Here is a 13,888-nt window from a genome sequence, read left to right on the forward strand (position 1 = left end):
CTACTCGGCTTCCTTCGGGGCCGCCTGGGCGGCGGCCTCTCCGTACCTCTCCTCGAGCTTCCTCCACTTGGGCTCGCGCGTCTTCCAGATGGCCAGGAGCGGCGAGGCGACGGCGAAGCTGGAGTAGGTCCCCAAAAGCTCGCCCACCAGCATGGCGAAGGCGAAGTCCTTGAGGGTCGCGCCGCCCAGGGCGAGCATGGCCACGACGGGCACGAGCGAGGTGATCGTGGTGTTGATGGTGCGGACGATGACCTCGTTGATCGAGAAGTTGCAGATCTGGTAGTAGGTGCGGTGGCGTGGGTCGCGCGGGCCCTTGGCGTTCTCGTTTATGCGGTTGAACTCGACCACCGTGTCATAGAGCGAGTAGCCCATGATCGTGAGGAGCGCCGCGACGACGTTGGGTGTGATCGCGATCTGGGTCCAGGCGTAGACGCCCACGATGATGAGCAGGTCGTGGACCAGCGCGACGACGGCCGTGATGGACATCTTGAACTCGTAGCGGATCGACACGAAGGCGATGATGGCCAGGATGGCCAGGCCGAAGGCCAGGGCGGAGGTGCGCGTCACGTCGGCGCCCCAGTCGGGCCCGATGGTGGTGACGGTGTAGTTCTGGTCGGTGAGCCCCAGAGCCTTGGCCGCCTCGGCGGCATGCTGGTTGGCGACGCTTGGGTCAACGGTGTCCGAACGCACCAGGAAGCCCGCGCTGCCGTCGCTCACGGTGGTCTGGACGGTGGGGTCCGCCTCGCCCGCGGCGGTGAGGGCGTCCCTCATCTGCTCTATCGTGAGCTCGCCGGTGCCGGTGAAGTCGACCTCGGTGCCCCCGCGGAACTCGATGCCGAAGACGAGGCCGCGCAGGGCGATGCCCAGCACGGCGAGGACGACCAGGGCGCAGGAGAGGCCCAGGAGCTGGCGGCGGTGCTGGATGAAGGGAATCTCGCGCTCGAAGTGGCTACGCACGGGCCACACCCCCCCTCTGGCGCTCCGCGTCCCCCTGGCCGGAGGCTGCCTCCTCGAGGTCCTGGGCTATGCCCCAGAAGCCGGGATGGCGCTGGATGGGGCCGAGGGCGAGGAGCCTGAGCGCCGGCGCCTTGAAGCAGAGCATGGTCACGACGTCGCAGGCGATGCCCAAGGCCAGGGTGAGGCCGAAGCCCTTGACGGGGCCCACGGCCACGAGGAAGAGGGCGAGGGCCGTGACCAGGGTGACGGCGTCGGCGTCGAGCGAGGTCAGGATGCCGTGCCGCGCGCCCGAGACGGCGGCGTTCTTGATGCTGCGGCCCATGCGGACCTCCTCCCTGAAGCGCTCGAGCACCAGTATCGAGGAGTCCGCGGCCGAGCCCGTGGTGAGCACCATGCCGGCAAGGCCGGGAAGCGTGAGCGCGAAGGCGCCGAAGTGCGAGAGCAGTGCGAGGAGCCCCAGGTAGAGCAGGGCGAAGACGGCGAGCGAGCCCATGGTGAGGATGCCCAGGCCGCGGTAGAAGAGGAAGAGGTAGACGACCACCGCGGCCACGCCCACGGCGATGGCCACGACGCCCTTCGAGAGGGAGTCCTGGCCCAGGGTGGGGCCCACCACGCGGCTCTCGGAGTAGGTCAGCGTGACGGGCAGCGAGCCGGAGTCGAGCACGGTCTTGAGCGACTTCGCCTGCTCGAGGGTGAAGTTGCCCGAGATCGAGACCTGGCCGCCCGTGATCTCGGACTGGACGGCGGGGGCGGAGTTCACGACGCCGTCGAGCACGATGGCGATGCGGCCCTTGTGCGGCGCGAGCTCGCGGGTGACATCGGCGAAGGCGGCCGAGCCCTCGGGGTCGAGGCTCAGGTTGACCACGTAGTCGCCGGTCGCCGAGGAGGAGCTCTGCGCCACGGCGGTGCTCGAGATGTGCGAGCCGTCGAGGAAGGCAGTGTAGCTCCCCTCTTCGAGCCGCACGCCCTCCGAGCCCGCGTTGAGCTTGGCCAGGGCGTCGGCGTCGCCTATCTCGTCCATGCGGACGAACTCGAGCTTGCCCGTCTGCCCGATGGTCTGGATGGCCGCCTGGGCGTCGGTGGCGCCCGGGATCTGGATCAGGATGGAGTTGGTGCCCTGCTGCTGGACGGAGGTCTCGGAGGCGCCGAGGGAGTTGACGCGGCTCTGGACGATGCTCGTGGCGGTGGCCATCTCGTCGGCGGTGGGGGCGGAGCCGTCGGGCTTCGAGGCCGCCATGATCACGGACACGCCCCCGCGGATGTCGAGGCCCTGCGTGATGCGCTCGCCCAGGGGCGTGAAGCCCACGGCGCAGGCGACGAGCAGGACCGCGAGGGCGACGAGGGTCCCCAGGTAGCGGCGGGCATGAGCGGACGCGTGCGGACCGGTGCCCCTTCCCTTGCGGCGGCGGTCGCGGCGGGGCTTCCCGCCCGCGGCCTCCGTGGCCTTCCACCGGTCCACGCCGCTGGCGCGCTCCGGGCTCTTCTCTTCCGACATCGGCACTCCCGTTCCGGGGCGCAGGGCGCCCCTCTCAAAAAGTCAACCCCGTCATTCTAGCCCGACATGGGCGATGACGTGGGACGGGACCCCGGGAGGGCCGGGGAGGGGAGCTGGTCGGCAGCTCTCGCCTGACGAAGCGCCGACGAACGTCGAGGCGCGCCCGTCCGAGCCCCTCCCCTACCAGTCCCTGGCGGCGGGGAGCTCGTCCCAGCGGGACACGAAGGAGGCGTACTCTCCCCTAATGATGGCCTCGCGGGCGCGTCGCATGAGGTCCAGCAGGTAGTGGACGTTGTGCATGGAGAGCAGGATGGAGCCCAGCATCTCGTCCTGCTTGACCAGGTGGCGGATGTAGGCGCGGGAGTAGCCGCCCGTGCAGACGGGACAGCCGCAGGCCGGGTCGATGGGGCCGTGGTCGCGGGCGAAGCGGGCGTTCCTGAAGTTGAGGCGCCCCTCGCTGGAGAAGGCCGTCCCGCTGCGCGCGGTGCGGGTGGGCAGCACGCAGTCGAACATGTCGATGCCGCACTCGACGCCGTGGACCAGCGTGGTGGGGTTGCCCACGCCCATGAGGTAGCGGGGCTTGCCCTTGGGCATGTGCTCACTGGCGAGGGGCGCCAGGGTCTCGAACATGAGCTCGTGGCTCTCGCCCACCGAGTAGCCGCCGATGCCGTAGCCCGGGAAGTCCCCCATGGACTCGAGCCTCTCGAGCGAGCGCAGGCGCAGGTCCATGTGCATGCCGCCCTGGACGATGCCGAAGAGCGCCTGGTCCTCGCACCGGTGCGCCTTCCAGCAGCGCTCGGCCCACATGCTCGAGAGGTCGACGGCCCGCTCGACGAAGCGGCGCGTCGCGGGGTAGCCCGGGCACTGGTCGAGCTGCATCACGATGTCGGCACCCAGCTCCTCGGCCATGCGCATGTTGGACTCGGGCGTCCAGTGCACGTAGGAGCCGTCGTAGTCGACGGTGCGGAAGGTCACGCCCTCGTCGCTCAGCCTCACGTTGGAGCCGTGGCTGAAGACCTGGAAGCCGCCCGAGTCGGTGAGGATGGGGCCGTGCCACTGCATGAACTCGTGCAGGCCGCCCATCTCGGCCACGAGCCCGGTGCCCGGGCGCTGCGAGAGGTGGTAGGTGTTGGCGAGGAGGATCTTGGTGCCCAGCTGCTCGAGGTTCTGGGGGAGGAGCCCCTTCACCGTGGCCTTGGTGCCCACGGGCATGAAGATGGGCGTGGGGACGTCCCCGTGTGGGGTGTGCAGCACGCCTGCCCGGGCGTGCGTCTGGGGGTCCTCGGCCACGACGTTGTAGCTGAACCACTTGTCCTTGGGCACTGCGGCCTCGCTCATCTGCGTTCCTCTCGCCTTGCTCCTCGTGGGCCCTGGCCGTGGCCTGCTCCGCGGACGGCGGCGGCCAGCGCAGGCGCGTCCTGAGCCACGGCACGCCCGTGCGATCCACCCGCCTGCGCCACGGCAACGACCCCGGTGCCCTCACAAAAAAGAGCCCGGCTGGATGCCGGGCTCGCTTGGGTCCGATTCCCTGGGAGCGAGTCTACTCGCCGAAGAGGGTCTCGTCGCCGTCCTTGATGCCGAGGAGGCCGCCCAGGGCGTCCTGCTCGTCGGGGCCGTCGCAGCTGATCTCGACCTTGGTGCCGGTGCCCAGACCAGCGGCCAGAATCATCATGATGGACTTGGCGTTGACGGGAGCGGTGCCCTTGTCGACGTCCTTGATGGTGACGGCGCTCTGGTACTGCTTGGCAACCTGAACGAACTGGGAGGCCGGACGCGCGTGAAGGCCAGTCGCGCTGACGATCGTCACTTGCTTGGAAACCATTGTGCTCTCCTTTGACATCATGCAGGGTTGCCCCGGCGGGACCTGCTTACGGACTCATACTAGCAAAACATTCAGGCTCATGGATAAGCCATGGGTCTGAATTTGGCATGGCGTTGGGACCCCTCCGCGCGGAAATCCTCCCCTGGCGTGCCGGCCGACGCCCGTGCGCCCCCCGAGTCCCGCCTCGGGGAAGTTCGCCGCAAAGCGCTGATTGTGGGCAGATGGCCGGGCGCGCGTTGCCAGCGCAGGACCATGGGGCAGAATGAGGGGATATGAGGAGCTGCCGGGGACACCCGTCCCCTGACCGGAAAGGAGCTCGCCATGGCTGACGAGCCCAACACTGAGCACTATGAGGCCCGAGGGATGCGGGAGGCACCCGGCACCCAGGAGCCCATCGAGACCATCTCCCCCGAGGACGCCCAGGAGGGCGAGGGCGAGAATGGCGCCGGCCTCTCGGTCGCGGCAAGCACCGCGCGCGAGGCCGGCAGGTCGCTGCGCGAGGGGCTCGAGGCGATTCGCAACGTTCGCGCCGCGTCGCGCGTGCACTCCGCCGGCCGCGAGCGCGCCAAGGCGCTCAGGGAGCAGATCGAGGAGGACGGCGCCCGCCTGGGCCACCGCGACGAGGTCGAGGCCGACTACCAGGGCATCGTCCAGCGCCAGGGCGACGCGCTGGCCCAGCTCGACCGCCAGCTCGCCGAGCTCGCGGACGCCTGCCAGGCCGCCTCGGCCCGACGCGACCAGCTCCAGCAGCAGCTCGACGAGCTCAGGCGGGACAACGAGGAGCGCCTCAGACCCTACCGAGAGCTCATGGAGTCGACCAAGGGACGTTCCGACGACACCGCGCGCTCGCTCTCTGACATCAGGCGCGCCGTCAAGAACGCCGACGCGCAGATGGCCGACGCCGTGAAGAAGCGCGAGCAGCGCATCGCGGCCGCCAACCGGGCGGTTGACAGCGCCAAGGACCGCCTCCAGAAGATCGAGGCGGAGTTCAGTGCCCTGCAGAAGGACGGCAACGCCGCCCCCGCCGCCCTGGGCAAGCTGCAGGGCGAGGTCGTGGCCGAGCAGGCCCACCTGGGCGCCGCCCGCGACGAGGTCACCCGCGTCACCGCCGAGTGCCAGCAGCTCGTGGACAACGCCCAGACCCACCTCTGGACCCAGAAGCAGTCGCTCGAGACCGTGGAGCGCCAGAACGAGGACGCCCGCAAGGAGGCGGACGCGCGGCGCGAGGAGTTCGAGGGCATGAGCAACGAGGCCCTCGCCGCTGAGAAGGGGCTCGAGGAGCAGATGTCCGCCGCGAAGGCGGAGCTCGACGAGGGAGAGGGGCGCGCCGCCAAGCTCCGCGAGGAGCGCGAGGCGGAGCAGGCCGTCCTCGACGACGCCAACCAGATCCACGCCACGCCGGAGCTCACGGCCCAGCTGCGCGCCGACGTGGCCGAGGCGAAGGGCGAGCTGGAGCGCCAGGAGGCGGAGGTGGCCCGTCTCGCCAGCACGGAGCGCCACCTGCGCGAGACCACCCGCGCCAAGCGCCTGCTCTTCCTGGGCGTGGTGCTCGCAACGCTCGTCGTGCTCGTCGTGCTGCTGGCCGTGCTGCTCCCCCGCTAGGGACGGCAGGAGGCCCGCTAGGGGCGGTAGGAGGCGGTTCTCGCCCGAGGGTGGAGACACCAAAAGCTGAACGCCCGCGCAGGCCATTCCTGGTTTGCGCGGGCGTTCTGTGTTTGGACAGGTGGACGAGGTTTTGCGCGCAGGTCGTGCGTGGATTGCGCGCCGCGACCGCCTTTCGCGCTGCAGCCAAACCCGCGACCAAGGGGGCGTTCCCTCTCGCCCGTCATCCCCCTTACCCCACGCTTGCCCGCTAGAGGATCAGCATCGCGTCGCCAAAGCTCAGGAAGCGGTAGCGTTCGTCCATGGCGGCCTGGTAGACAGACATGATCTGCTCGCGGGTGGCGAAGGCCGAGACCAGCATCATGAGCGTCGAGCGGGGCACGTGGAAGTTGGTGATCATGGCGTCGACCACGTGGAAGGTCGAGCCTGGCATGAGGTAGAGGTCGGTGGTGGCGTCGCACCTCTCCACCAGGTCTCCCCTGCCCAGGGCCGCGGCAGAGTCGGCCGCGGCCTCGAAGCGGCGGGCCACCATCGCGGGAGCCGCCGCAGGGGCGCCGGCGTCGAAGGCACTCTCGAGCGAGCGGACCGAGGTCGTGCCCACGGCCACCACGCGATGCCCCGCCGCCTTGGCCGCGTGCACCGCGTCGACGACGTCCTGGCCCACGTGATAGCGCTCGGTGTGCATGACGTGCTGGGTGGGGTCGTCCTCCTCCACCAGTCGGAAGGTGTCGATGCCCACCTCGAGCTCGACGTTTGCCCAGTTGACACCCTTGTCGCGGAGGAGCCCCATGAGCTCGGGGGTGAAGTGCAGCCCCGCCGTGGGCGCCGCGGCCGAGTGCTCCTCCCGCATGGCGTAGACGGTCTGGTACTTCTCGGGGTCGCCCTCGTACTCCGTGATGTAGGGCGGCAGGGGCACGTGGCCCGCCTTGTGGATGGCGGCATCAAGGGTGAGGCCCGCGGCGGGGACGAAGCGCAGGAGGCGCCCGCCGCGGTTCTCGTCCAGGTAGTCGATGACCTCGCCCGTGAGCACGACCGGCCAGTCCTGGGGCGCGTGGATGCCGCCCTCGCGATACTCGACCACGGCCCCCTGCTTCAGGCGCTTGCCCGGCTTGACCAGGCACTCCCAGACGCCACCCAGCGGGTCCAGGTCCTCGCGGCGTCTGAGCAGGAGGGTCTCGGCCACGCCGCCGGTGCCGCGCTTGTGGCCCATGAGGCGCGCGGGCAAGACGCGGGTCTTGTTGGCGACGAGGAGGTCGCCGGGCTCGAGGTAGTCGAGGACGTCGGTGAAGCGGCGGTGCCCGACGGAACCGTCCTCGCGGTCGAGGACGAGGAGGCGGCAGGAGTCGCGGGGCTCCGCGGGGGCCTGGGCGATGAGCTCGTCGGGAAGGGGGTAGTCGAAGTCGTCGGTGCGCATGGGCATGCTGGTTCCTTGCTGTTGGCGACGGCGCCGGCGGAGGGCCGGCGAGCCGTGTGGGTCGTGGCGGGGAGATTATAGGGTGCCGGCGCGTGCGTTGTGTGTCGGAGGGAGCGGCGTGCCGGGGCTGCTGCGGCGCGGGCTGCGGCGACTGCGCTGCAGCGCGGACTGCGGAGGCGCGGGCTGCGGAGGTGCGGGCGCCCATTTCGCACATAGCGCGTTACTCACATCCTGCTTGCCGCGCGCGGTGGCCGATGTGGGTGGTTCTCGCCTACATGCGAACCGGAGTTCCGCCCACTTCGGCACTCCCGCAGCGCATGGCTACCCACTTCGCTGTTCCCATGACACCGTGGCCACACACTTCTCGCCTCTCGCGCGAGCGGCTCGATGTGGGTGGTTCCGCATGGCAGGCCACCCCGAAAACCACCCACTTCGCAAGTCCCGCAGCATCGCAGCAACCCACTTCTCGCCTCCCGTGGCGGGCTCGCGCCTCCCGCGGCGGGCTCGCGTCTCCCGCGGCGGGTTCGCGTCTCCCGCGGCAGGCGCCAAGCCCCCACGCGTCGCGCAAAGGCAAAGCCCCAGGCGAGAATGTCCCCGGCCTAGCCCGGGAAGTACTCCGGGGGCGCGACCACCAGCCTGCCCTCGCGCCGGGCAGCGCGGGCGGCCTTCCGGGCGTCGCGGGCGCGCTGCCGCTCCATGGCAGCCTCGGCCGAGGAGAAGCGGCAGCCACAGTAGTTCTGGCGGTACATCCCCAGCTCACGGGACTCGATCGTCGCCTCGGCGTAGTGCGGGCGGAAGTCTCGCCAGACGGCCGTGAGCCCGTTGGCCCGGGCAAGGCCGAGCAGCACGTCCTCGCAGGCGTCGAAGAGCTGGTAGGGAGAGACCGCCAGCGTGGTCGAGACGTACTCGAAGCCGCGCTCTCGGGCGACACGACAGGACTCCGCCAGGCGCAGGGCATAGCAGGACCTGCAGCGGCGCTCGCGGTCGAAGCCCGCGGGAGCGACGCCCCTCTCCCATGCCCCTCGGTCGTCACCAGCGACGACGACTTCCACGTGGGCGACGTCACGCGCCCAGTCGAGAAGCGTCCTCAGCCTGCGGTCGTGCTCCGCCACCGGCTGGATGTTGGGGTTGGACCAGCAGATCGTGGGCTCGAAGCCATCCTCGCGCAGGAGCCGCAGCGGCTCCAGCGAGCAGGGCCCACAGCACGCGTGCAGGAGGAGCGGTACGCCTCTGCCGTCCGTTGCCATCGCCCCCCTACCCCGCCAGCGTGTCGAGGGCGAGCTGGCGCCACTCCACGCCGCCCATGGCATCGTGCGCCAGGACGTTCACGTGCGTGAAGCCGCAGTCGATCGCCGAGGCCACCGCCACGTCGAAGCCGCCGTCCAGGAGCTCGGGCTGGTGGGCGTCCGCGCTGATCAAAATCTTCCCGCCGAAGTCGTGCAGGGCCCTCAGAAGCTCGTGTCTCGGATAGAGCTCCGCCTTGCGCCCGCGGTTGACGGCACCGCAGTTGATCTCGAAGGGGACGCCCTGCCCCACCAGGCACTCCATGGCCTCGAGCGCGGGGCCGAGGTAGGCGGGGCTCGTCTCGTCCACATAGCGCATGGAGTCGTTGAAGCGCGTCACCAGGTCGAAGTGTCCCACGAAGTCGCAGTTGGTGCGGTCGTGCACCTGCGCCTCGAGCTCGTAGTAGGCACGGCAAAGCGCGAGCCAGTCCCCGTCGAAACAGCCCTCGCAGAGCTCGCGCAGCTGCTCCTCGCTGCTGTCCACGCTCATGGGGAAGGGCGTCTGCACATCCAGGAAGTGGGTGGAGCCGATGACGTACTCGGCGCCCGGGCAGCAGGCGGGATCGTAGAGGTTGTCCAACTCGACGCCCATCAGGATGTCGATGCGCCCTGCGTACTTCCGCTGCAGACGCCTGACCTCGGCCGTGTAGGCGGGCCAGTCCATGTGGATCTCTGGGTCCATGTGGCCCGAGAACCCCAGTTGCTCGAAGCCCTTGCCCAGGGCCGCCTCGACCACCTGCTCGGCCGAGGCGCTGCCGTCGCAGAAGGTGGTGTGGGTGTGGAAGTTCGCGCGCAGCTTGGACATGGCCGTCCTCTCGGTCGTCGCGGGGTCGGCCCTGCGGCCGCTCCTCCAGTCTATCCCAAGCGGCAGCGGCTATCCCAAGCGGCAGTGGCTATCCCAAGCGGTAGTGGCCGACGATGCGCCCCCAGTCGTCCAGCCGGTCCTCCTCGTAGCGAAGTTGCAGGGGACCCCAGTGGTGAATGACGAAGGGCATGCCGTCCGAGCGCCGCCGGTCAGAGACCACGCCCACATGCCCCTCCCACATCACGATGTCCCCACCCTGCCAGACGGCCACGTCGGAGAGGTCCGTCGTGAGGACCTGCGCGTTCCGCTCGAAGTAGAGGGTGAGCACCTGCGTGCGGCGGAAGTCGATGTCGGGGTCGGACGCGGCGATGCCGTATGCCTCGGGATGCGCGCCGACGTCCGCCGCCACGAGAGCGCGCAGGTCGATGCCCGCCCCGAGGAGCGCCCGCGCAACCACGTCGGTGCAGACGCCACAGCCGTCGTCCGGCCAACCTCCCGCGTAGTAGCGGCTCTGGTAGCGCGGCCGCGTCGCCACGTATGCGCGCGCGGACTCGAGGATGTCGGTCTGGTCGTCCACGCCGTCCGCGTCCGTGTCGCGGGGGCTTTGGTAGCGCTCGATGCCCAGCTCCTCGCTGGAGTGGCTGGGGTGCGGGACATAGTTGAGCTGCCAGGCAAGGAACAGGGCGCAGGCGAGAGTTGCCACGGCCGCCGCGGTGACGACCATCCGCCCGCGTCCGTGCCTACGCATGTCGTCACCTCCCTGATGCGGACGGAGCCCCCTCTCGCCTTGCGCCGTCCCTGTTGTCACCATCCCCTGACGTGCCATTCTCGCCTTGATTCTATATGCAGGCGAGAGAAGCCGCCCCTTCCGTGCCGTCGTGCACGCGGCTACGCACGTCTGTCGCCGTCGTGCACGCGGCTACGCACGTCTGTCGCCGTCGTGCACGCGGCTACGCACGCGCCAAAAATCCTTCACGCTCGAACGCACAATGCCGTCCTCCAGCAACTGGGCAAACGCAGCAGGCGACGTGCGCAAAAGCGTGCTCGTTGCCGGTGGGTGTGCGCAACGGCGTGCTCGACGCCAGCGGCGCGCATGGACGCGTGCTCCGACGACCGATGCGCCCTGGCACCCCGATGCGCCCTGGCACCCCGGTACGCCCTGGCACCCCGGTACGCCCTGGCACCCCGGTGCCCACCCGCGACCGCGCCGCCGCCCCGGCGCGTTGTGGGATACTGCAGGGGTTACACAGCAGCCACAAGAAAAGGAACTCCCACATGGCAGCAGAGCGCGAGGCCCTCGAGGCCGCCCGTCCCACCTTCCCCCGTCGCGCGGTCATCACCGGCGGCATGCCCTACGGCAACAAGAACCTGCACTTCGGCCACATCGGCGGCGTCTTCGTGCCCGCGGACTTCTTCGCCCGCTTCCTGCGCGACCGCATCGGCGCCCAGAACGTGCTCTTCGTCTCGGGCACCGACTGCTATGGCTCCCCCATCATGGAGGGCTACCGCAAGCGCGTGGCCGAGGGCTACCAGGGGACGATCGTGGACTACGTGGGAGAGAACCACGACGCGCAGAAGTCCGCGCTCGACGCCTACGGCATCAGCCTCGACCTCTTTGCCGGCTCTGGCCTCGAGCCCGCCCGCGAGTTCCACGAGCGCCTCACCGCCGAGCTGATCCGCCGCCTGCACGACCGCGGCTACCTGCACAAGATGAGCACCCGCCAGTTCTATGACGTGGAGGCCGGGCAGTTCCTCAACGGCCGCCAGGTCCAGGGCCGCTGCCCCGTCCGTGGCTGCAAGAGCGAGAAGGCCTACGCCGACGAGTGCGACCTGGGCCACCAGTTCGACCCCGAGGAGCTCATCAGCCCCGTGTCCCAGCTCACCGGCACCACGCCCGAGCTGCGCCCCGTCGACAACTGGTACTTCGACCTGCCCGCCTTCGAGGGCGAGCTCAAGGCCCTCATGGACGAGTGGGACCTCGACGAGCAGGTCAGGCCCATCGTCACCAAGACCGTGCGCGAGTCGCTCGTGGCCCCCGTGATCTACGTGCAGGACAAGTTCCGCGCCGCCTTCGACGCCGTGCGCGACCAGCTCCCCGACCACACCCTGCGCGAGGCCGAGAAGGGCCAGCAGTCCTTCTCCGTCGAGTTCTCGCGCTGGCAGGACCGCGACGAGGCGCGCGGCATCCTGGAGGCCGCCGGCGTGCGCTTCCGCACGGGCAAGTGCCTGCTGCCCTTCCGCATCACCGGCAACATCGAGTGGGGCGTGCCCGCGCCGGAGCTCGAGGGCGTGGGCGGCCTCACCGTCTGGTGCTGGCCCGAGAGCCTCTGGGCCCCCATCAGCTTCACCCAGGCCGCCCTGGCCACGAGCGACGAGGGCCGCTACTCCAGCCGCGACTGGCGCGACTGGTGGTGCGACGACGACGCCCGCGTCTACCAGTTCATCGGCCAGGACAACATCTACTTCTACTGCGTGGCACAGCCGGCGCTCTGGAAGGCGCTCGACTGGGGGCTCTTCCAGGACACGCCCGTGGCCAACTACCACATCCTGTTCATGAACAAGAAGGCCTCCAGCTCGGGCAAGGTCAAGCCGCCCATGGCCGCCGAGCTGCTCGACAACTACACCCCCGAGCAGCTGAGGTGCCACTGGCTGAGCCTGGGCCTGGACCAGAAGGCCGTGAGCTTCTCTCCCAAGCCCTATGACACCAGCGTGAGCCACAAGGACAAGAGGACCGGCGAAGACGTCCTGGTCAAGGACGACCCGCGCGTGGTGGACCCCGCCCTCAAGGAGAGCGCCTTCCTCGCCAACATCTTCAACCGCCTGGCGCGCAGCTGCCTCTACGGCGCGCAGAACGTCTGCGGCGGTAGGCTGCCCTCCGTCGAGGCGGACGCCGAGGTCGTGGCCGCCTGTCGCGAGGCGACGCTGACCTTCGAGCGCTGCGCCCACGGCTTCGATGCCCACGGGGCGCTGGGCGTGGCCGAGGAGTTCGCCCGCACGGCCAACAAGCGCTGGGGTGACGAGTCCAAGGCCGCCAAGGGTGACGACGCCGCCTACGAGCACGCGCTCGCCAACGCCTTCGCGGCGCTGCGCACGACGACCCTGCTCATGCACCCCGCGGCGCCCTTCGGCTGCGAGCGCATCTGCAAGCGCCTGGGCTTCGCCGCGGCGGACTTCTTCAGCTGGGAGAACGCCTTCCTGACGCCGGCCCAGCTCGCCGAGGCACTGGGCGAGAGGCCCTCCGAGCACGAGCTCGTGCCGCTGCCTCCCCGCTTCGACTTCTTCGAGAGGCACGAGAGCCAGGGCAGGTAGGCCACGCCGAGCGGAAGGCCACCGAAAGCCGTCACCCCCTGCACGGGGCGCTTCGGAGCGCGACCGTCACCTTGCGGAAGGCGGCGGTTGCGCTCCTCTCACCTAGAATCTGGGCAGCCACGCAGCCAGGAGGAGCTTCCATGAGCAACGACGCACCCGCCCTGCCCGAACGTCACGTCCCCCGCCCCTACGCGCGCCCCACGGCGCCTCTGGATAGACGTCTGCAGGTCAAGACCCTCGACGGCGCGCGGATATCCGCCTTCTGCTACGCGCCGGCCGCCGACGCCGCCGTCACCGCGAATTCCGCCACGCCGGGTGTCTTGCCGGTCCTCATGCTCCATGGCAACGGAGAGGAGCACGGCATCTTCGGCGTCCTCGTCGACGCCCTCGTGGCCTGCGGACGCCCCGTGGTCGCCGTCGACTCGCGCGCCCAGGGCACGAGCACGCGCGGGACGGCGCGGCTCACCTACGAGCTCATGGCGGACGACGCGCTCGCCGTCCTCGATACCGCCGGACTCGCGCGCGTCCACGTGCTGGGCTTCTCGGACGGCGCGATCGAGGGGCTGCTGCTCGCGCGCGACCACGCGGAGCGCATCGCGTCCCTCATGTCGGTGGGCGCCAACCTCTCTCCCGAGGGAATCCCCGGCAACGACGAGCTGGCGGCGGCCGCGGGCGAGTGGGAGGCCTGGGCGACGGCGGGTGACGAGTCCGCCCTCTACGAGGACGGAACGCCCGCCCCCAGCCGCAGGCAGGCGGCCCAGATGGCGGAACTCCTCCGGCTCATGCTGGTCGAGCCGCACATCGAGGCAGAGAGCCTGGGACGGATCTCCTGCCCCTGCTGCGTGATGGCAGGTGAGCTCGACCAGATTCCCGCGGACGAGACCCGCCTCATCGCGCGCTCGATACCCGGCTCGCGTCTGGCCTTCGTCGCGGACGCCGACCACACCCTTCCCAAGGTCGCCCCCGAGGCTGTCCTGCGCGAGCTCCTGGTGACGATTGCCGAGGCCGAGCAGGGCGTCGATTGGTCGCAATTTCCCCGCAGCGTCCAACGCGTCTGAGCGGTTCCAGCGACCTGGGACGTTGCGAGCGCCCCAGACGCGTTTGACGCTTTCGGATGGGATTCGCGCGTGTTGGACGCCATCGGGCACGACGTGTGCGCAGAGCCGCCGTTCTCTATGCCACTTCCTGAACCTCAGCCCGT

General features: G+C 69.9%; 11 protein-coding genes. 3 read left to right on the forward strand and 8 right to left on the reverse strand.

The window, feature by feature from the left end; translation table 11 throughout:
• The 4 genes from secF to HMPREF1008_RS08815 form a co-directional block, all read right to left on the reverse strand.
• Complete coding sequence (gene secF, locus HMPREF1008_RS08800) at positions 1-957, reverse strand: protein translocase subunit SecF (RefSeq protein ID WP_009279512.1); 957 nt, start codon at positions 955-957, stop codon at positions 1-3.
• Positions 950-2,452 carry a protein translocase subunit SecD gene (secD, locus tag HMPREF1008_RS08805; RefSeq protein ID WP_009279513.1) on the reverse strand — a complete coding sequence of 501 codons (1,503 nt, stop codon included), beginning with the start codon at positions 2,450-2,452 and terminating at the stop codon, positions 950-952. Before secD ends, secF begins: the two co-directional genes overlap by 8 nt.
• A 180-nt stretch (positions 2,453-2,632) precedes the next feature.
• Positions 2,633-3,790: a tRNA guanosine(34) transglycosylase Tgt gene (gene tgt / locus HMPREF1008_RS08810; RefSeq protein WP_009279514.1), complete on the reverse strand. Its 1,158-nt coding sequence runs from the start codon at positions 3,788-3,790 to the stop codon at positions 2,633-2,635.
• Between the two features lie 202 nt (positions 3,791-3,992).
• Positions 3,993-4,274, reverse strand: a complete 282-nt coding sequence (locus HMPREF1008_RS08815; protein WP_009279515.1) for an HPr family phosphocarrier protein — start codon at positions 4,272-4,274, stop codon at positions 3,993-3,995.
• A gap of 321 nt (positions 4,275-4,595) precedes the next feature.
• On the opposite strand from HMPREF1008_RS08815, the gene HMPREF1008_RS08820 reads away from it, so the two are divergent.
• On the forward strand, positions 4,596-5,876 hold the full coding sequence (locus tag HMPREF1008_RS08820) for a hypothetical protein (RefSeq protein ID WP_009279516.1): 1,281 nt from the start codon (positions 4,596-4,598) through the stop codon (positions 5,874-5,876).
• Positions 5,877-6,126: 250 nt separating this feature from the next.
• Here HMPREF1008_RS08820 and queA read toward each other — a convergent pair whose 3' ends face one another.
• The 4 genes from queA to HMPREF1008_RS08840 form a co-directional block, all read right to left on the reverse strand.
• Entirely contained in the window at positions 6,127-7,290 is a 1,164-nt protein-coding gene (gene queA / locus HMPREF1008_RS08825) for a tRNA preQ1(34) S-adenosylmethionine ribosyltransferase-isomerase QueA (RefSeq protein ID WP_040657146.1), read from the reverse strand.
• A gap of 599 nt (positions 7,291-7,889) precedes the next feature.
• Entirely contained in the window at positions 7,890-8,537 is a 648-nt protein-coding gene (locus tag HMPREF1008_RS08830; RefSeq protein WP_009279518.1) for an epoxyqueuosine reductase QueH, read from the reverse strand.
• A 7-nt stretch (positions 8,538-8,544) separates the two neighbouring features.
• Positions 8,545-9,378 (reverse strand): histidinol-phosphatase, encoded by an 834-nt coding sequence (locus HMPREF1008_RS08835; protein ID WP_009279519.1) that lies wholly within the window; start codon positions 9,376-9,378, stop codon positions 8,545-8,547.
• Positions 9,379-9,466: 88 nt separating this feature from the next.
• Positions 9,467-10,126 (reverse strand): DUF1287 domain-containing protein, encoded by a 660-nt coding sequence (locus HMPREF1008_RS08840; RefSeq protein WP_009279520.1) that lies wholly within the window; start codon positions 10,124-10,126, stop codon positions 9,467-9,469.
• 527 nt (positions 10,127-10,653) lie between these two features.
• Between HMPREF1008_RS08840 and HMPREF1008_RS08845 the strand changes: the two genes are divergently transcribed.
• Positions 10,654-12,687, forward strand: a complete 2,034-nt coding sequence (locus tag HMPREF1008_RS08845) for a class I tRNA ligase family protein (RefSeq protein ID WP_009279521.1) — start codon at positions 10,654-10,656, stop codon at positions 12,685-12,687.
• Positions 12,688-12,827: 140 nt separating this feature from the next.
• Positions 12,828-13,745, forward strand: a complete 918-nt coding sequence (locus tag HMPREF1008_RS08850) for an alpha/beta fold hydrolase (protein ID WP_009279522.1) — start codon at positions 12,828-12,830, stop codon at positions 13,743-13,745.
• Positions 13,746-13,888 lie beyond the last annotated feature (143 nt).

It is taken from the genome of Olsenella sp. oral taxon 809 str. F0356 (assembly GCF_000233535.1).
In the GTDB taxonomy this organism is placed as follows: Bacteria; Actinomycetota; Coriobacteriia; order Coriobacteriales; family Atopobiaceae; genus Olsenella_I; species Olsenella_I phocaeensis.